Origin of the sequence: Sphingomonas sp. (assembly GCF_035910975.1) — a bacterium.
Taxonomy (GTDB): Bacteria; Pseudomonadota; Alphaproteobacteria; order Sphingomonadales; family Sphingomonadaceae; genus Sphingomonas.
In genome coordinates, this window is record NZ_JAMHWM010000032.1 from 89,586 (window position 1) to 107,941 (window position 18,356).

Annotated in this window: 12 protein-coding genes; 7 read left to right on the plus strand and 5 right to left on the minus strand. The window is 68.5% G+C overall.

Annotation, left to right across the window (positions count from 1 at the left end; genetic code table 11):
- Nucleotides 1–39 precede the first annotated feature (39 nt).
- The 4 genes from VYI76_RS12765 to VYI76_RS12780 all read left to right on the plus strand — a co-directional run bounded on the left by VYI76_RS12765 (nt 40) and on the right by VYI76_RS12780 (nt 6,619).
- A complete protein-coding gene (locus VYI76_RS12765; protein ID WP_326525180.1) occupies nt 40–2,856 on the plus strand; it encodes a TonB-dependent receptor domain-containing protein in 2,817 nt (938 codons plus the stop codon).
- 111 nt (nt 2,857–2,967) lie between these two features.
- Entirely contained in the window at nt 2,968–4,197 is a 1,230-nt protein-coding gene (locus tag VYI76_RS12770; RefSeq protein ID WP_326525181.1) for an MFS transporter, read from the plus strand.
- Between the two features lie 360 nt (nt 4,198–4,557).
- The gene (locus tag VYI76_RS12775) at nt 4,558–5,832 is read left to right on the plus strand and encodes a M20/M25/M40 family metallo-hydrolase (protein ID WP_326525182.1); all 1,275 of its coding nucleotides are present in this window, start codon (nt 4,558–4,560) and stop codon (nt 5,830–5,832) included.
- A 61-nt stretch (nt 5,833–5,893) separates the two neighbouring features.
- A complete protein-coding gene (locus tag VYI76_RS12780) occupies nt 5,894–6,619 on the plus strand; it encodes a metallophosphoesterase family protein (RefSeq protein WP_326525183.1) in 726 nt (241 codons plus the stop codon).
- 5 nt (nt 6,620–6,624) lie between these two features.
- On the opposite strand, the gene VYI76_RS12785 is transcribed toward VYI76_RS12780, so the two are convergent.
- The 3 genes from VYI76_RS12785 to VYI76_RS12795 all read right to left on the minus strand — a co-directional run bounded on the left by VYI76_RS12785 (nt 6,625) and on the right by VYI76_RS12795 (nt 11,651).
- Entirely contained in the window at nt 6,625–8,040 is a 1,416-nt protein-coding gene (locus tag VYI76_RS12785) for a methyl-accepting chemotaxis protein (protein ID WP_326525184.1), read from the minus strand.
- A 69-nt stretch (nt 8,041–8,109) separates the two neighbouring features.
- On the minus strand, nt 8,110–9,174 hold the full coding sequence (locus tag VYI76_RS12790; RefSeq protein ID WP_326525185.1) for a glycosyltransferase family 2 protein: 1,065 nt from the start codon (nt 9,172–9,174) through the stop codon (nt 8,110–8,112).
- On the minus strand, nt 9,171–11,651 hold the full coding sequence (locus VYI76_RS12795) for a DegT/DnrJ/EryC1/StrS family aminotransferase (protein WP_326525186.1): 2,481 nt from the start codon (nt 11,649–11,651) through the stop codon (nt 9,171–9,173). The genes VYI76_RS12790 and VYI76_RS12795 overlap by 4 nt, the downstream gene beginning before the upstream one ends.
- Before the next feature lie 125 nt (nt 11,652–11,776).
- On the opposite strand from VYI76_RS12795, the gene VYI76_RS12800 reads away from it, so the two are divergent.
- From VYI76_RS12800 to VYI76_RS12810, 3 genes are read left to right on the plus strand one after another with little or no spacing between them, the layout of a single operon-like run.
- Nucleotides 11,777–12,244, plus strand: a complete 468-nt coding sequence (locus VYI76_RS12800; protein ID WP_326525187.1) for a (2Fe-2S)-binding protein — start codon at nt 11,777–11,779, stop codon at nt 12,242–12,244.
- Entirely contained in the window at nt 12,241–14,379 is a 2,139-nt protein-coding gene (locus tag VYI76_RS12805; RefSeq protein ID WP_326525188.1) for a xanthine dehydrogenase family protein molybdopterin-binding subunit, read from the plus strand. The genes VYI76_RS12800 and VYI76_RS12805 overlap by 4 nt, the downstream gene beginning before the upstream one ends.
- Entirely contained in the window at nt 14,376–14,999 is a 624-nt protein-coding gene (locus VYI76_RS12810; protein WP_326525189.1) for an Isoquinoline 1-oxidoreductase subunit, read from the plus strand. The genes VYI76_RS12805 and VYI76_RS12810 overlap by 4 nt, the downstream gene beginning before the upstream one ends.
- 62 nt (nt 15,000–15,061) lie before the next feature.
- Here the strand turns inward: VYI76_RS12810 and VYI76_RS12815 are convergent, their stop codons facing one another.
- On the minus strand, nt 15,062–15,874 hold the full coding sequence (locus tag VYI76_RS12815) for a class I SAM-dependent methyltransferase (RefSeq protein WP_326525190.1): 813 nt from the start codon (nt 15,872–15,874) through the stop codon (nt 15,062–15,064).
- Nucleotides 15,874–18,285, minus strand: coding sequence for an HAD family hydrolase (locus tag VYI76_RS12820; RefSeq protein WP_326525191.1), 2,412 nt, complete (start codon nt 18,283–18,285; stop codon nt 15,874–15,876). The genes VYI76_RS12815 and VYI76_RS12820 overlap by 1 nt, the downstream gene beginning before the upstream one ends.
- Between the last annotated feature and the right edge of the window lie 71 nt (nt 18,286–18,356).

Consider the following 18,356-nt stretch of genomic DNA (forward strand, 5'->3'; position numbering starts at 1 on the left):
GAATAAGTGTGTCAATAAGAACATGTGCGGGAGGTTGGCATGCGCGACAGGCTTGGGCTTTTGGGGTCGATCTCCCTCGTCGGTATTCTGCTCGCGACACCGGCCCTGGCGCAGACGGCGCCCGAACAGGCGGATGATGGCGCGGCATCGCAAGCAGGCGAAATCGTCGTCACCGGCTCGCGGCTGTCTTCCAGTAACCTGAGTTCCGCGCAGCCGGTGGTTGGCGTCACCGCCGACGATATCGCGAAATCGGGTGCGTTGACCGTCGCCGATGCCGCCCGGAACCTGCCCCAACTCGGCAATGCCTTTGGCTCGACCAATCAGGACATCAGTTCCGCCAACCGCGGCTTCAATGTCGGGACCGAACTCATCAACCTGCGCAACCTTGGGGCGCAACGTACGCTGGTACTGGTCAACGGCCGGCGTCATATCGCGTCTGATCCCGGAACCAGCTCGGTCGATCTCAACACGATCCCGTCCGCGATGATCGACCGGATCGAGGTGGTGACCGGCGCGAATTCCGCCGTCTACGGCGCGGACGCCGTATCGGGTGTGGTCAACGTCATCCTGAAGAACCGCTTCTCCGGCACGGCGGTCAATCTGCGCGCCGGCGTCACTTCGGAAGGCGACGGCGCGGAGCGGGCCGGATCGATCATCCACGGGGGCGCGATCGGTTCGGCGCTAGGCTATGTCGTGTCCGCCGAATATTCGAAGCGCGACGCGATCTTCGGCCACGATCGCGACTGGGTCGTCGGCGACGGCAGCTCGAGCGCGTACACGATGGGCGCGGGAAGCTCGGCAACGGGCGGCGGCCGCTTCTTCACGATGGGTCCGACCGGAACCTGGACCTATCCGGTCGGGGGCGGGGCACCTGCGGCGTTCACGGCCGCCACGCCACTCTATCAGCGCGTGCTCGATCGCAACCTGCAGGTGCCGAACGAACGCGCACTCGTGTCGGGGCGCCTCAGCTACGACCTGGGCGGCGGCACAGAGCTGTTTGCCGAGGGAACCTACGCGCGGTCCAGCGCGGCGCTGACGATCGAGCCGTCCTTCTTCCAGTTCGCCGCCAATCGCGGGCCGAACGCCTATGACTTCGGACCGATTCCCACCAATGCGCCGGGGCGCGCCGCCTTTCTCGCCGCCGCCGGCGCGACGACGATCAACACCGCGCAGACCAGCAGCCGTCGCCTGACCGAATATGGCGTGCGCCAGTCGATCATCGATCGCGACCTCTACCGCATCGCGGTGGGCGCCCAGGGCTCGCTCGGCGGGGGATTCGATTATCAGGCCTATTATCAGTTCGGCCGTGTCGATCTCGCGCAGGAGGACACCAACTCGATCGATCGCGACAAATTCTACGCGGGCATGAATGCCTGCGCGGGCGTGCACGCGCTGCCCGGATGCGTCCCGATCAACATCTTCGGGGTGAACACGATTTCACAACAGGCGATCGACTGGACGGTGATCCCGGACGTCATCTCGCGGATCCATGGCAAGCAGCATGTGGCCTCGGCGTTCGTGTCGGGGAAGCTGTTCTCGCTCGGCGGTTCGGAGCCGGTGGCAGTGGTCGTCGGTGCGGAATACCGGAGCGAGTCGACGCGGGCGGATATCCACCCGTCGCTGACGAACGGCACCAACGGCACCCGCCAGATCACGGCGGCAAGCGGATCGACCGACGTCAAGGAAGTGTTCGGCGAACTACGGGTGCCGCTGTTCGGCGATCTGCTCCAGTTCGGCGGCGCGGCGCGCCTCAGCGACTACGATACGGTCGGCAGCAAGTTCACCTGGAACGTCAGCGGTACGTTCAAGCCGGCCGCGTTCGTCACGTTCCGCGCTTCCTACGGCGTCGCCACCCGCGCGCCGGGGGTCCAGGAACTCTATTCGCCGATCGGCACGTCGACGTCGACGCTGATCGATCCCTGCGCCAACGATCGTTCGCCGCAGGACGGGATCGCCGACACGGGCTTTACCCCCCCGGCCAGCTGCACCGCACAGCTCGGCGCGGGCTATATCGTCAGCCAGGCACCCACCGGAGGGGCGGCGGGCAACCGGTCGGGCGGCAACCCGCTGCTCGATGCCGAGACGGGCAAGACGTTGAGCGCGGGCGCGGTGTTCCGGGTGCCCAGCCTGCTCAATTTCTCGGGCTCGATCGACTATTACGACATCCGTCTGACGAACGAGATTGGCCAGCTCAACCCGATCGAGGTGGTCCGCCAATGCTACGTCGATCAGCCCAACCTTCCTGAACTCTTCTGTTCGGCGATCTCGCGCCAGCCGACCGGCAGCCGCAACATCAACATCGTTTCGACCCAGCTCTTCAACATCGCCGCTGAACAGGTGCGCGGGCTGGACGTACAGGGTCGCGTGTCGTGGCCGCTGATGGGCGGGCGGATGACCTTCGACGTCAATTACTCGCGCCTGTTCGAACATTCGCGCCAGGACTTCGCCGGCGGACCGTCGCAGAATTTCACCGGCCGCTTCGACGCGGTCCGCGACCAGCTTCGCGCCATGGTGGGGGTCGCGACCGACGTGGTCACGGTGAACTATCAGACGCGCGTCCTGGGATCTGCCCTGAAGGGCACGAGCGCGGCAAATCTGGCGGCGGTCGACAATCCCGCCCTGATCGGTGACAATTCCAACCACATCCCCGCTTATGTCTACCACGACATCCAGCTGGTGTTCGACGCCGGCCCGACGACGTTCACGCTCGGCGCGAAGAATTTGACCGACAAGAAACCGCCGCTGATCACGTCCTTCTCGAATTCGGGGCTGTCGGGCAGCGCGAGCATCACGGCCGGCGGCATCTATGATATCCGGGGGCGATACCTCTATGCGCAAATCGGCGTGAAGTTCTGACGATATCGCGTTCCCGCGCGATCTGGGGAATGATGACCGATAGCGCCTGATAGGACGCTATCCGGACTGCCCCCCCCTTCCGGATCCGCCTGAACCAAGCCGAGGAGCGAAATGTCGTCAAACCGGGAATGGCGCGAAGGTGGCGTCCCGCTGTTCGGGAGCGTGATCGGCCTCGGCACGTCGCTGCACCTGCACTTCTACGTGTCGACACTGTTCGTCACCGGCCTGGTGGCGGAGTTCGGCTGGTCCCGCGGGCAGATCGCGACGGCGCAAGCCATCGCGATGTGGGGCGTGGTGGCGGCACCGCTCGTCGGGCGCCTGATCGACCGGGTCGGCGTGCGCAACTCGATCATCTTCGGGCAGGTCGCCATTGCGCTCAGCTACCTCGCCCTGTCGGGGTTGCCCGGCCAGCTCTGGATGTACGTCCTTTTCCTGGCGCTGCTGCAGGCGCTGGGGCAGGCGTCGGGGACGGCGGCGCACACGCGCGCGATCGCGGAGCGTTTCTCGGTCAACCGTGGCATGGCGATGGGTATCGCGATCACCGGGATACCGGTCTTCGGCGCGCTGATGGCGCCGATCCTGACCAGCGTCATCGAAGGGTATTCGTGGCGCGCGGGCTATGTCGTGCTCGCTGGGCTGTCCCTGTTCGTCGGCATGCCGATCGCGGCTGCGCTGGTGAAGGACAGGCGTAGCGATCGTTCCGCCGGTCAAGCCGACACCGCGGGCCCGATCTCGAACCACGCGGGCTATCTTGTGCGCGATCTGCCGCGCCTGCCGGCGTTCTGGCTGCTGATGGCCGCGTTGATCCTGATAAATGTGCCGGGCGGGGGGCTGCTGGGGCAACTCGCGCCGCTGCTGCAGGATCGCGGGCTTTCCGCAGTCCAGGCGGCCTGGTTCGTCTCGGCGTTCGCCGGGGCCGTCATCGTCGGGCGGCTCCTGTCGGGCTATCTGCTCGATCGGACCAATCCGGTCGTCGTCGCGGCGATCTTCACCTGCGCGCCGGCTGTCGGCATGTTCATGCTCGCGATGCTGGGGCAACTGACCCCGGCCACGGCTTTCGTCGCGGTCGCGATGATCGGCGTCCAGCAGGGTGCGGAGATCGACCTGCTCGCCTACTTCACCGCGCGCTATTTCGGATTGAAGAGCTATTCGGCGATCTACGGGATCGGATATGCCACGGTCACCATCGCCACCAGCGTCGGCATCACCCTGTTCGGCCTGACATATGACTGGACGGGCGCCTATCAGCTTGTCCTCTATGTTTCGTGCGCGACCTTCCTGCTGGCGGCTGTCTGTTTTCTCGCGCTGGGAAAATCCCCCGTCGTGTCGAGCGAAAGCTGAATACGGGTCGGCATTGTGAGGTTGAAGGCCATCCTGCGGAAAAGCTCCGGGTCGTGGACCTGCTGACCTATGGCGCAACGCGGACGGGCGTTCGGCCGTGCCGGTGGTCCGACCGCTTCCTGAACCCGGCGACGCTTGCGGGAAAAGCCGGCGCGCGGCGTCCTAGGGTCAGGACCCATCGATTGCGACGGTCGCGGTTGCCCGGACGCGCCTGTCGGTCTGCGTCGCGAGCCTTGCGCGTAGCGCCGCTACGCGCTGCGCCCCGCTCCTTGCCGGACGAACACGTCCGGGCAATCATGACCCTCGTAATCAATGGGTCCTGACCCTAAGATGCTTCTGCCCTGTCGGAGACGTCCACACATGAAATTCGGTTCGCTCGCGCTTGCCCTGGCCCTGACGGCCGTTCCAGCGGTTGCCGTCGCGCAAGGGGGAGACGTCGCGCGCGTTCAGGCCGGCGCGCCGTTCCGCGCCGCCGTCGCCGAACTCGACCGGGACTATGATCGCTTCGTCGCCGAACTGATCGAGCTGACCGAAATCCCCGCGCCGCCGTTCAAGGAAGAAGCGCGCGGCAGGGCCTATGCCGCCAAGTTCCGCGCGCTGGGGCTGACCGACGTGGCGATCGACGAGGTCGGCAACGTCACCGGCATCCGTCCCGGCACGGATCCCAGGGCCAAGCTGGTCGTCATGTCGGCGCACCTCGACACGGTGTTCCCCGAGGGCACCGACGTGAAGGTGAAGCGCGAGGGAACGAAGCTGATGGCGCCGGGTATCGGCGACGACACGCGCGGGCTGGCAACGGTGCTGGCATACATCCGCGCGCTTGACGCGGCGAAGATCCGCACACGTGCGCCGATCCTGTTCGTCGGCACGGTGGGCGAGGAAGGGCGCGGCGACCTGCGCGGGGTGCGCCACCTGTTCACGAAGGGTGCGTACAAGGATCGGATCGGCGCCTTCTTCTCGCTCGACGGCAGCGATCCGACGCGGGTCGTCCACGGCGGCGTGGGGTCGAAGCGCTATCGCATCGTCTTCAAGGGACCCGGCGGGCACAGCTACGGTGCGTTCGGCATCGTCAATCCGATAGCGGCGATGGGCCGCACGATCGACGAGATGTACAGGATCGAACTGCCGGCCAAGCCGCGCACCACCTATGCCGCCAGCGTGACGGGCGGCGGCACGTCGGTGAACGCGATTCCGGGCGAGGTTTTTCTGGATATCGACATGCGATCGGAAAGCGCGGAGGCGCTCGCCGCGCTGGAGACGCGCGTGCTGGGCATCGTCGCCAATGCGGTGACGGCGGAAAATGCCGCACGGTCGACCCGGGTCGGCAAGGTGAGCGCCGATCCGCAGCCGATCGGCGACCGCCCGGCCGGGGCGACGCCGCCGACCGACCCGCTGGTGCGGACGACCGCGGCGGCGGTGACCGCGGCGGGCTTCACGGCCACGCTGGAAGCATCCTCGACCGACGCCAACCTGCCGATGAGCCTGGGTATCCCGGCCGTCACGATCGGCGCGGGCGGCAAGGCGGGGCGCGCGCATGCGGAGGACGAATGGGTTGATATCGAGAAGGGCGAGGGCGTGAAGGGCATGTCGGTCGGCCTGCTCGCGTTGATCGCCACCGCCGGCCAGGCGCGATGAGACGCGCCAGCGCCGGTCAGGCGCGATGAGACGATAAGAGGTCTGGCGCGTTCCCTCGCGCATGATCCGACTGTTCCACGTCAGCGACGTACATTTCGGCGCCGAGGACCGCGAGGCCATCGCGTGGTTCGACGCGGCCGTCCATGCCGAACGGCCCGACGCGATCGTGATGACCGGCGACCTGACGATGCGCGCGCGCCGCGAGGAGTTCGCGGCGGCGGCGGCGTGGCTCGAGGCGCTCGACAGGCCGGTGACGGTCGAGGTGGGCAACCACGACCTGCCGCTGTTCAACCTGTTCGCCCGCGCCTTTCGCCCCTACCGCCGCTATCTGAAGCTGGAAGCGATGATCGAGCGCGAGTTGGAGATCGCCGGCGTCACGGTGGTGCCGATGAAGACCACCGCGCGCTTCCAGCTGCGCAACTGGTCGAAGGGCAGCGTTAGCGACCGTGCTCTCGCGCGGACGGTGGCGGGGGTAGAGGCGGCGGAACGGGGCGGGCTGACGATCGTCGCCTGCCACCATCCGCTGATCGAGGCGGGGACGACAGCGACCGCGCGGACGCATGGCGGACGTGACGCGCTGGCGGCGCTAGCGCGGGCGGGAGCCGATGTGGTGTTGTCGGGCCATGTCCACGACCCGTTCGACGTGCGGCACGACGAGGGGGGGCGGTGCGTCCGCCTGATCGGGGCGGGCACGCTGTCGTCGCGCACGCGCGACACCCTGCCTTCGTTCAACGAACTGCGGATCGCGGGGCGCGAGATGGAGGTGCTGCACCGCCATCTGGACTGAGCGGCTCAGTCGATGAAGGCGAGCTCGAAATTGCCCCAGCGGCGGCCGTTGATGCGCAGCGGCACGAACACGCTCTTGACCGCGCGGTAGCGGCCCTGGCCCAGATCCTGGCGATAGGTCAGCAGCATGAAATCGCCGTCGAACGCCAGCGCGCGGCGGGTCGCGTCGTCGAGGAAGTTGCGGCGGCTGCGGCAGTTCTCGGCATTCCACGCGGGATCGCCTGGGCGCTGCGGCTGCGACTTCGAGGTCATGTGCGTCGGCAGATAGCCGTTCGCATCGACCGCCGCGACACCCAGGATCCGCGCCGTATCGGTGAAGGCAATGCGATCGAGCAGCGGCTGGATATGCGCGTCGGCGAAGGCGTTGAAGCGGGTGGCGAACTCGACCGGGTCGGTGCCCGGAATGGGAACATAGTCGGTGTCGAACACCGCCTCCGCATCGACTTCTCGCCGCGCGATCGCGCGTTCGACCAGGCCGCGCATCTCGGCCATGCCGGCCAGCGTCAGATCGACGAAGCGGGTGTCGTCGATGCGAATGCCCGAATGGGCCAGCCGGTCGAGCATCGCGTTTGACAGGCGTTCGAGCCGACCCATGCGGTCATGCGCGCTGGCGAGGTGCTCGGCGTCCCCGCGTGCCTGGACGCCGAAATCGGCCAACGTGTCGCGGACCCGCGCGACGCTGTCGGTCGTCACCTCTGTCGAGCGTTCGATGTCGTCGGTGATGGCATCGACCCGCGCGACGATATCGGACACTTCGGCGACGGTCTGGCTGATCTGGGCGACTCCGGTCTGCGCGAGGCGGCTCTTGCCGACGCCCTCGTCGATCTCGCGCATCACCGTCCCGGCCTCGCGCGTGAAGCTTTCCATCGTGCGGCCGATCTCTTCGGTGGCCTGTCGGGTTTCCAGAGCGAGCTTCTTCACCTCCGCGGCCACGACCGCGAAGGTGCGGCCAGCGTCACCCGCGCGCTGCGCCTCGATCGTCGCGTTCAGCGCGAGAAGGTTGGTCTTGCGCGCGATATCGTCGATCGCGGAGGAGACGCGCTTGACCTGTTCCATCGCCGCCGCGAAATCGGTCATGCGGGTGCCGAGTCTGGCGATGAGATCGGTCAGCGCGCCGAACTCGCCGACGGACCGGGTGATCTGTGCGCTTTCGCGTGTCAGCGTGGCGCGCGCCTGTTCGGCGAGACGGCGGGCCTCCCCGGTCGAGACGGCGACGGCGCGCTGGTCACTGTCCAGCGCGGCGGTGACATCCTCGAGCTCGCCGAACGCGACCAGCTGTCGCGTGAGGCCATCGGAAACGCCCGCGACATAGCCCGCGGCGTCGCTGCACCCGACCGCGAGCCGCCCGCAATTGCGCGCGACGTCGCGGATCGCTTCGTCGTCGAACGAGGGAACGGCATCCGGGGTGCGAAGCGATGTCAAAGCCAAATCGGCGATCCGCCTGAAAGGATTGTCGAAACCTCGATCTAACGCATCGTGGTAAAGGGGTGATTAACCAGCGGTCGCCCGGGCGCGTACACGGCGGAGGTGGCCGACGACGCCAGACAGCAGCATGTCGTCAACGCCCGCGTGCCCCAAGCCGAGATGGTCGGGGCGCACCGCGACCGCGTCGCGCATCGTGATCGTGCCCGAACGCACCGCATTGCGAACGATCCGCCACCACAGTCGCGCGGTTTCCCATTTGACGAGGCGGCGGCTCTCATCGTCCGCGTCTCTGTCGCCGAGATGGATCGCCTGGAGCAGCGTCAGCGTCGTCCCTAGCCGGTGCAGCGTCGGACGATCCGGCACCTCGTCGCCGGCGACGATGTAGCGCGCGAGCATGTCGCCCACCGCGCCCGCATCGTCGCCCAGGCACCGGCGCCAGGCGCGCGTCAACACGCCTGCCGCACTGGCGATCATCGTGTCGCGATGCCGCTGCGACGCACCGCCTTCATGGCTGCGGTAGCGCAGCAGCACATCGTCGATGCGCGCGATCGGTCCGTGAGCGCGCAGCCGGTGGTAGAGGTCGAAATCCTCGGCATAGAGGCATGCGGGGTCGGTGAACGGATCGAGCCGCCGTGCGACCGCGCCGCGGATCATCGCGGTCGACCAGACCAGCGGGTTCTGGATGTGGAGCAGCCAGTCGATCAGCGCGGGCGTGGAGACTGCGGCATGCGCGGTCGGGCGTTCGCGCCCCTGGACATCGAACAGGCGCGCGGCGGCGGCGACCATCGCGACATCCGGATGCGCATCGAGGAAGGCGACTTGCCGCGCGAAGCGATGCGGCAGGCAGATGTCGTCCTGGTCGAGCCCCGCGACGTGGCGCCCGCGCGCCTGCGCAAAGGCCAGATTGCGCGCGCGCACCGGCCCGCCGTTCGTGGTCGCCTCGATCAGACGGACGCGCGTATCGGGCCAGGCGCGCACGACCGCGCGCGTGTCGTCGGTCGAACAGTCATCGACCACCAGCACCTCGAAATCGCCCAGTGTCTGCGCCGAAAGGCTGGCGAGCGTTTCGCCGATCAGGTGCGCGCCGTTGTAGGCGGCCATGATGACGCTGACGGCGGGCGCGACGGTCATGCGGCGACAGCGACCGCTTCGCCGAGCAACTGATCGACGATCAGTCGCCCGACATCGTTCTGCCAGAGCCACAGACCGTTGGCCTGCCCGCGGAAGCTCGCTTCGCCACCCAGCGCGCCCGAGGGCACGAAGCCGGCGGCGAGCCCGATGCCATAGACGCCGGGGACGGGGCGTGCGTCGGCGCCCATGACCCGGCATCGGCCATCGACCAGATCGCCGCCCGCATCGATCGCCAGCGGCAGGGGCGCACCGGCGGCATCCCGCAGCGGCAGCGCGCGGGGGCGATAGCCGAGCGCCGCGACGACCAGGTCGGCCCGATCGAGGATCGCCAGGGCGTCGGGATCGGAGCCGCGCGCGATCCGGTGGAGCGCTACGCGCGGGTCGGGCGCGCGACCATCGACTTCCAGCATGCGCAGCGCGAGTTCGCGCGCTTCAAGCCGGAAGCCGCCGAGGCGATAGACCATGCCGGTTAGCGGGCAGATGTCGTCGGACCCGAAGTCGGTGAAGCCGTCCGCTTGCGCCGCTTCGACCGAAGCATAGGTCGGGCGCAGCGCCTCGCGGTGGAGCAAAGTGATCCCGCCCGCGCCGAACGGAATGCCGGGGCGCGAGCGCAGCAGCAGCGCAACGGCGGACAGCGCGCTGGTCGATCCGCCGATCACCGCGATGAGCGGCGCTCGCTTGCCCGACAGCAGATCCGCAACGCGGTCTAGCCCGCCCAGCGCCAGTACCTCGTCCGACTGGAGCAGCCGATCGCCGACCCGCTCGACCAGCGAAACGCCCGCGACCTGCTGGCGCACCAGCCGGTCGAGCGGCTGGTGACCGCCGGTCGCGAGCAGCAGGTTCCGGGCGCGTGCATCGAACTCGTGGCCGTCGGACAGGCGCTTCAGCCGCACCGACCAGATGCCGTCGTCACCGCGCCGCGCCGACAGCGCCTCGTGGCCCTTCAGGATCGACCCGCCGTGACCCTCGACGATCGCCCCAAGCCGTTCGCCGGTGACGGCGAGGAATGGGCCGGCGGTGGCGAGCGGGACGCCCAGCCGGTCGCGCCACGCATCGATCGCCTGCGCGCTGGGATGGCCGGCGAGCGCGGCGAGCGCGGGTTCGGGATTGTTCTCGACCGCGGACAGGAAGCTTTGCGCGGTGCTGTCCGATGCGATCGCATAATTGCCCAGCCGCCCGCTGCCGAGCGTGTCGCCGCGATCGACCAGCACCAGGTCGCGCGCCAGATCGCCGAGTCGGCCGGCCTTGCTGGCGGCGGTCAGCATAGCGGTTCCCGCCGGGCCGCCCCCGACCACCAGCAGCCGCGCGACGGGCGCGGTGACCGGGCGTGCGGGCGTGCGGGTGACGCCGCAGGTATCGAGCAGGGCCTGGGCGACCTTGTTCGCGTCGCCCGGCGTCATCCTGTCGGTGACGGGCAGCGAGACGATGCGTGCGGCGATATCGTCGGCGACCGGAGTCCGCGTCATTTCCGCCGCCCGCGCGAACAGCGGCTGCTGGCCCAGGTGCGGGCTGAAATAGGCGGCGGCGCCGATGCCGCGCGCCGCGAGCGCGTCGATGATCGCAGCACGGCGCGATGCGAGGGCCGACGGCAGCAGCGCCGACATAAACCCCGTGGCGCGCCGGCGGCCATAGGGGCGTTGGAGTGCCAGCGGGGCCAGCGCCTCGCGATAGCTGGCCTCGATCGCGGCGCGACGTTCGCTCACCGCCTCGATCTCGTCGAGCTTGGCAGAGGCCATCGCCGCCAGGACCTCGGGCAGCTTGGCGTTGAAACCGGGCAGCGAGGCGCTGCGCGGCTGCTCGAACCCGAAGCTCGCCATCGTCCGCAACCGCGCGACGAGCGCCGCGTCGCCGGAATGGACGAGCCCGCCCTCGCCGACAGCGAAGGGCTTGGTTGCCTGCATCGAATGGACGATCGCAAACGGCGCGCCAGCCCCGAAGCCGATGCCCGCGTCGTCGAGCGTGCCGAGCGAGGCGGCGGCATCGACCACCACCCCGACGCCGTGCGTGGCGGCGAGCCGTTCATAACGCGACAGGTCGATCGCGTTACCGAAGGTGGCGTAGGGGACGATGACCGAGATCGCGGCGCCATGTTCGGCAAGCAGAGCATCCTCATGCGCCGCGCACGCCGACCAGTCGGCGGGATCGCTGTCGCACAGCAGCGGCGTGAGCCCCGCCCACAGTGCCGCCTGCGCCGCCGCCGCGAAGGTGAAGGCAGGCATCAGCGCGAAACCTGTCGGGCGTCCGGCGCGGTCGGCCGCCTCGCGGATCGCCAGCATCAGCGCGAGCGTGGCGTTCGCCATCGTCGCGCAATCGCCGCGTCCGGCAAACAGGCGAGCGGTCGCCATATCCTCGAAGCGGCGCACCTCGGGGCCGTTGTTGCTGTAGATGCCGCTCGCCTCGATCCGGGCAAAGGCGTCGGCCATGGTGCTGGCACGCGGCGGGTTCGGTGCGATGAAAGGATGTTTCAGCTTGGTCACGGCGCGCGCTATCGCACGCAACGCGCTAAGAAAGTTTCTACGATCACCGGCGTGGCCGAATTTCGTTTCGTAACCTGCTGTCCCTCGGATATGCTCGTGGCCGGGGCGGGAAACGGGAGCGTCGCATGGCCACCGAGTTTCTGTTGAACGGGCGTAGCCAGAATTTCGACGGCGATCCGGAAACGCCGCTGCTGTGGGTGCTGCGCGACCATTTGGGGCTGACTGGCACCAAATATGGCTGCGGCATTGCGCAATGCGGGGCGTGCACCGTGCATCTCGACGGCAAGCCGCGCCGAAGTTGCGTGACGCCGGTCAGCATGGTCGCGGGGAAGAAAGTGACCACGATCGAGGGTGCCGACACGCGCGTTGCCAGGGCGGTGAAGGACGCCTGGGTGACGATCGACGTGCCGCAGTGCGGCTTTTGCCAGACCGGCCAGGTGATGACCGCGATCGGGCTGCTCAGCGCCAGGCCGAAGCCGACCGATGCCGATATCGACGCGGCGATGGCGGGCAACATCTGCCGCTGCGCGACCTACGGCCGTATCCGCCAGGCGATCAAGGACGCCAGCAAGGCGATGGGAGGCCGGGCATGACCGCGTTTGTGCCCAGTCGCCGCGCGTTCATCGGTGGCAGCGGCCTCGTCCTGGGTATGATGCTGCCGGCGAAGGGGCGAGCGGCGCAAGGCCCCGCGCCGACCCGCTTCCAGCCCAACGCCTTCGTCCGCATCGCGCCCGACAACACCGTCACGGTGATCCAGAAGCATATCGAGATGGGGCAGGGCCCATCGACCGGCACGACCACGGTGGTGGCCGACGAACTCGACGCCGACTGGAGCCAGATGCGGTCCGAATTCTCGCCAGCCAATGACCCGCTGTACAAGAATCTGGCGTTCGGCACGATGGGCACTGGCGGGTCGAGCGCGATCAAGGAAAGCTGGATGCAGATGCGCACCGCCGGCGCCACCGCGCGGGCGATGCTGGTCTCGGCGGCGGCGAAGCGCTGGGGCGTGCCCGAACGCGCGGTGAGCGTATCGCGGGGCGTGGTCTCCTCCGGTCCCCGCCGCGCGACTTTCGGCGAACTGGCGGTCGAGGCGGCGTCGCTGCCGGTGCCCAACGACGTGGCGCTCAAGACCCCCGACAAATTCACCCTCATCGGCCGCGACCTGCCCAAGATCGACAGTCGCACCAAGACCGACGGCACCGCGGGCTTCACGATGGACGTGCGCCGCCCGGGCATGGTCCATTCGGCGATCCTGCGCCCGCCCGCGTTCGGCGGTTCGGTCAAGGAGGTCAATGACGCGGCGGCGCGCGCCGTCCCCGGTGTGATCGATGTCCAGACAGTGCCGCGCGGCGTCGTCGTCTATGCGCGCGACACCTGGAGCGCGATGCGCGGGCGCGCGGCGCTGGCGGTCGACTGGGATTTCGCGAAGGCCGAACGCCGTTCGAGCGAGGCGATGTTCGCCGATTACGCCAGGGCCGTCGCGACGCCGGGCAGGGAAGTCCACCGCAACGGCGATGCCGTGGCCGCTCTCGCGTCGTCCGCGCGGACGATCGACGAGACGTTCAAATTCCCCTTCCTCGCGCACGCCCCGATGGAACCGCTCGACCATGTCATCGAGGTGATGAACGGCCGCGCCGACGTGTGGGCCGGCAGCCAGTTCCAGGTCGGCGAGATGACCGCGATCGCCGCCGTGCTGGGCGTGCCGTTCGACAGGGTGACGCTGCACCAGCAGTTCGCCGGCGGCAGCTTCGGCCGGCGGGCGACACCCGACATGGGTGACGGGGTCGAGGCGGCGATGGCGTGCAAGGCGTACGGCTTCAAGGCGCCGGTCAAGCATGTCGCGTCGCGCGAGGGCGACATCACCGGAGGCCGCTATCGCCCGCTGACGCTGCACCGCGTCCGCGCCGGGCTCGACGCCGCGGGCAACATCGCGGCGTGGGACCAGGTCGTTGCCGCGCAATCCTTCTTCATCGGCACGCCGATGGAGCCGATGGCCGTGAAGGACGGTATCGACGGATCGATGACCGAGGGCACCGAGGACGACTACGCCTTCCCGGCGATGCGCGTCGGCCAGCACATCATGGCGAACGGCGTGCCGACACTGTGGTGGCGGTCGGTCGGCCACACCACCACGGCGTTCGTGAAGGAAGTGCTGGTCGATGAACTGCTGGAGGCTGGCGGCAAGGATGCGATCGCCGGGCGACTGGCGATGATGAAGGATGACCGGCTGAAGGGCGTGCTGCGCAAGGTCGTCGAGATCGCCGGCAGGACCAAGGCGCCGGCGGGCCGCGCGCGCGGTGTCGCCGTGCACAAGAGTTTCGACAGCTATGTCGCGCAGATCGCCGAGGTGTCGAAGGGCGCCGATGGCCTGCCGAAGGTGCACAGGGTGTGGTGCGCGGTCGATTGCGGCACGCCGGTGAACCCCAATGTGATCCGTCAGCAGATGGAGGGCGGCATTGGTTTCGGGCTGGGCCACGCGCTTTATGCCGAGATCACCCTGGGCGAGAACGGCCGGGTCGAACAGTCGAACTTCGATACCTATCGCTCGCTCAGGATGGCCGAGATGCCCGATGTCGAGGTCGCGATCATCCCATCTGCCGAGAAGCCCAGCGGCGTGGGCGAGCCGGGCGTGCCGCCGATCGCGCCGGCGGTCGCCAACGCATGGCGGCGATTGACCGGCCGCAAGGTGCGGCGATTGCCCTTCGCGCATCCGGAGAACAGGGCATGACGCGCTATCTCGGCCTCGCCGCGCTGGCGGTATCGGCGCTTGCCGTCCCCGCCGCGATCGTTGCCCGCGCCGAGCCGCAGGCGCCCGCCGGGCTCAAGCCGGTCAGCGCCTTCGCGTCGATCGCCAACCCGGCCCAGCGATCGGCGGCGATCTTCACGGAGATGGGCAAGGTCTTGCAGCATCCGCGCTGCGTGAACTGCCATCCGCGTACCGATCGCCCAAACCAGGGCGACGCCGGCCTGCCGCACGATCCGCCGGTCACGCGCGGCGCGGACGGCCACGGCGTGCCCGGCCTAGAATGCGCGACCTGCCACGGCCCGCGCAACGTGACCTTCGCCAACGGTGAGGGCAGCATTCCCGGCGATCCGCAATGGCACCTCGCGCCCGCGTCGATGGCGTGGGAGGGCAAGTCGCTGCGCCAGATTTGCGAGCAGTTGAAGGATCGCAAGCGCAACGGCGGCAAGTCGCTGGCACAGATCCACGAGCATAACGCCCACGACGGTCTGGTCGGCTGGGGCTGGAAGCCGGGACTCGGCCGTACTCCGGTGCCCGGCACGCAGGCGCAGTTCGGCGACCTGACCAAGGCGTGGATCGACAGCGGCGCGCGCTGCCCGGCGTAACGGGAGCGTTTTTGGGTCTGACGCCGTAATCCTCGCCGTCGCGGGGATGACGAGCGCAAAGGCTATGCCGCCAGCGCGCGTTCCGCGTCGAGCGCGTGGAGGAAGTTGCGCAGCCGGTTTTCCTCCAGCGTCGCGATCAGCCGGTTGTTGTGCCACGGCAGCAGGTGCGCCGCGAGCGCCTCCGCCCAGGGCGCACCGGTGTCGAAGATCACGCCCAGCCCCAGCGCGCCGGGGATGTGGACATAGCACAGGTCGTCGCCTTGCCCGCGCGCGCCCTCCAGGAAATCCTCCACGGCCGTCAGCACGCCGTTCATCGGCCCGCCTTCGTGCAGCGCCATCGCCAGCGTCTCGCCGCCGGTCAGGCCGCGTCCGGGCATCAGCCCGTCCCAGTCGATCGACGCGCCGGCATCGCGGGCGTGCGGGTGGCGGTACGCCTCGGGAATGCGATCGGGCGCATAATAGAAATCGCGCCGGCCGCACGGCCAGCACACGTCGTGGAGCAAAGCCAGTACCGGCTTGCCCGCCGCGCGCGCCGCGCCGCGCACCAGCGCCAGTTCGTTGTAGACCGTGTACCAATTGTGGTCGCCGTCGATGATATAGGCGTCGGCGGCGGGCAGCTTCGCGAGCGCGTCGATGCTGGGTTCGGCGACGTGGGTGACCTCGGGATGGTCGGCGAGCCATGCCAGGAAGGCGTCCTGCACTTCGGGATCGACGCTGGTCAGCGTCCCGCCATTGGCCGCCGCATAGGCGGCGAGCGTGTCGGACATGCCACCGTAATCCGCGCCCACCTCGACGATCGATTGCGCACCGGCGATGGTCAGCGCATCGACGATCAGATCGTCGAACATCGCCATGGAATAGGGATAGTGCGACATCAGGCGGCGACCTTCGTCTGGACCACGGCCGCATCGGCCGCGGTGCGGGGGTGGAGGGGGCGGAAGATCAGGCTCAGCACCTGCCTCTCGCGGCCGGACGGCGGCACGATCAGCAGGCCGGTCTCCTCGGCGGCGTAGAGATCGGGCGCGAGTTCGCGCATCGCGTCGGGCACCATCATCGCGGGCGTACGATCGACCGCGCGGTCGATGTCGTGGCGATCGGCCGGGGTCCAGGTGGCGTCGCCCAGCTGAACCGACGACCACAGCTTCCCGAGCTGGATCGCCACCGTCAGGCCGGGGCGGGTGACCGGAATGGCGAGGCGATACCAGCCCTCGTGCGTCGGAAAGGCGGTGATCGGCACCACCGCCTGTTCTGCCGCGTCGAGCATCAGCACCGGCACGTCGATGCCGCCGACCTGGAAATCGGAATTGCGGATGTCGAGGCCGAAACGGCTGGTGGTGAACAGCGAGATATTGAGCGGCAGGCCGTGGCGCGCGATTTCCGCAGGCACGTACATCCGCCCGGTTTCGTTGACATAGGACAGGCCGCGCCGGCGCAGCCCTTCTTCGGCCCCGGCCGGGTCGAGCAGCCGCTCGATCTGGCTGGTGGCAAGGTTGTTGTCGTGATCGAAGGCGCGGAACAGCTCGATCTCGCGCGGCAGCGGCAGGAACAGCAGCCGCGTCAGGATCGCGCTCGCCATCCGGCGGCGGGCGAGCATGTCGTCGGACGCGGGAACGCTGTGCATCGCCGCGCGGGCATGGATCGCGAAATCGACGCTGGCCGACTGGATTCGTTCGCGCACCGCGTGCTGGCCGGGGTTGAGGACATAATCCTCGCGGATCGGGTTGCCATCGGGGGCGAAGTCGATCGTCGATCCCTGTTCGACATTGCACATCTGCTCGACCACCGCGACGCAGGTGGCCAGCGCGTGCATCGCGCGGGTCTCGATCAGGTCGATGCCGATCAGGCCGCGCTTGTCGAGGCCGGACAGGAACTTCTCGCGCAGGAACAGGTAGCGGCCGGCTACCGTCAGCCCCATTTCGCGTTCCAGCATCGGCGCGATGACGTTCTGGACCGATCCGTTGTAGCCGATGTCGACGAACATCACCGCCTCGCCATCGGCCACGCCTGCGCGGCGCAGATGGGCGAGCGTGCGGGACTGGAAACCCTTGGCACGGCGGAAGATGCGGCGGCGGATATCGCCTTGCCGCACCAGCTTCGCCAGCGCGGCCATCTGGCCCTCCACCGTCGGCTTGCGCAGCGCGGCCGACACTTCGCCGGGTTCGAGCATCAGCGCGCGGACGAAGCCGGCCGGGCTGACCGCGTGGACGTTCTCCTCGACGAAGCGGTCGAGCGCGGCGTCGTCGGTCAGCGTCGCGCGGGTGGCGACGATCCGGCTCAGCTCGACCTTCGCCGCGCCGCTGTCGGGATAGAGCGCGTCGTATACGCGGCAGGGCAGGTGGCCGTCGCGCATCAGGAACAGCGGGCGCACCGGTTTGCCGATCCGCTTCGCCATCGCCTGCGCCTCGGCGTGGATGAATTCGGCGAAGGCGTGCATCGCCGGGCCGATCACGTCGTGGCCGACGACGTCGGCGATGTCGTCGCTGGCGCGCATCGCAACCGCCGCGCGGTGCGGCTGATAGGCGGGGATCGTCACGCGGACGGCGGGATCAATCATCACGTTGGCGACCATTTCCAGCCGCAGCCGCTGCGCGGCCTCCGCATCGAATTGTTCGAGATGGACGGCGTGGATGCCGGCCGCGAAGGCGCCGTCATGGTCGGCCGCCTTGTTGTCGCCGACGTGGAGCAGCTGATCGGGGCGTGCGCCGATCGCCTTCAGCACCGGCGTGAACAGACCCGACGCCTTGGAGCAGCCATGCTCGCACGACATGAACACATGGTCGATCATCGCCAGCACGTCCTCGCCCGCGCTGCGGCGGAGAAGATCGCGCAGGCGGCTTTCCGACAGATACATGTCGCTGACGATGATGATCGACAGGCCGCGCGCCTTTGCCGCGCGCATCAGCTCGACGGTCGGCGCGAAGGCGAAGCAGTGGCGCGCCTCGATCGCGAGTTCGCCGTCGATCGCCTGCGCCACGGCGGCGTCGTCGCCGTTGACCAGCAGGCGCTTCCACACCGCGTCGAGATGGATTTCGTGGCTGCCGGTCGTCACCCTGGCGAGCCGCTGTTCGTTGCGCTCGGCCCAGCTGCGCGGCTCGATCCCGCCGCCGGGCAGGTCGATCTCGGCGAACACGTCGCGCGGGGCGTGGGTGTTGCGCCACAACAGCGTGTCGAAACAGTCGAGCGACAGCGTGGTGATCCCGTCGGGCGCGCGATCGAGCAGCGTCGCCAGTTCGTGCGCGCGGATCGTCATCTTCGTCGGCATCGCTGTCTCGCACCTGTCGCTCATGGTGAGCGAGATATTGACGGGAAAGGTTAACGAAGCGTTGGCGATTGCCGGGCGCGTTCCTGGGGCCTAAC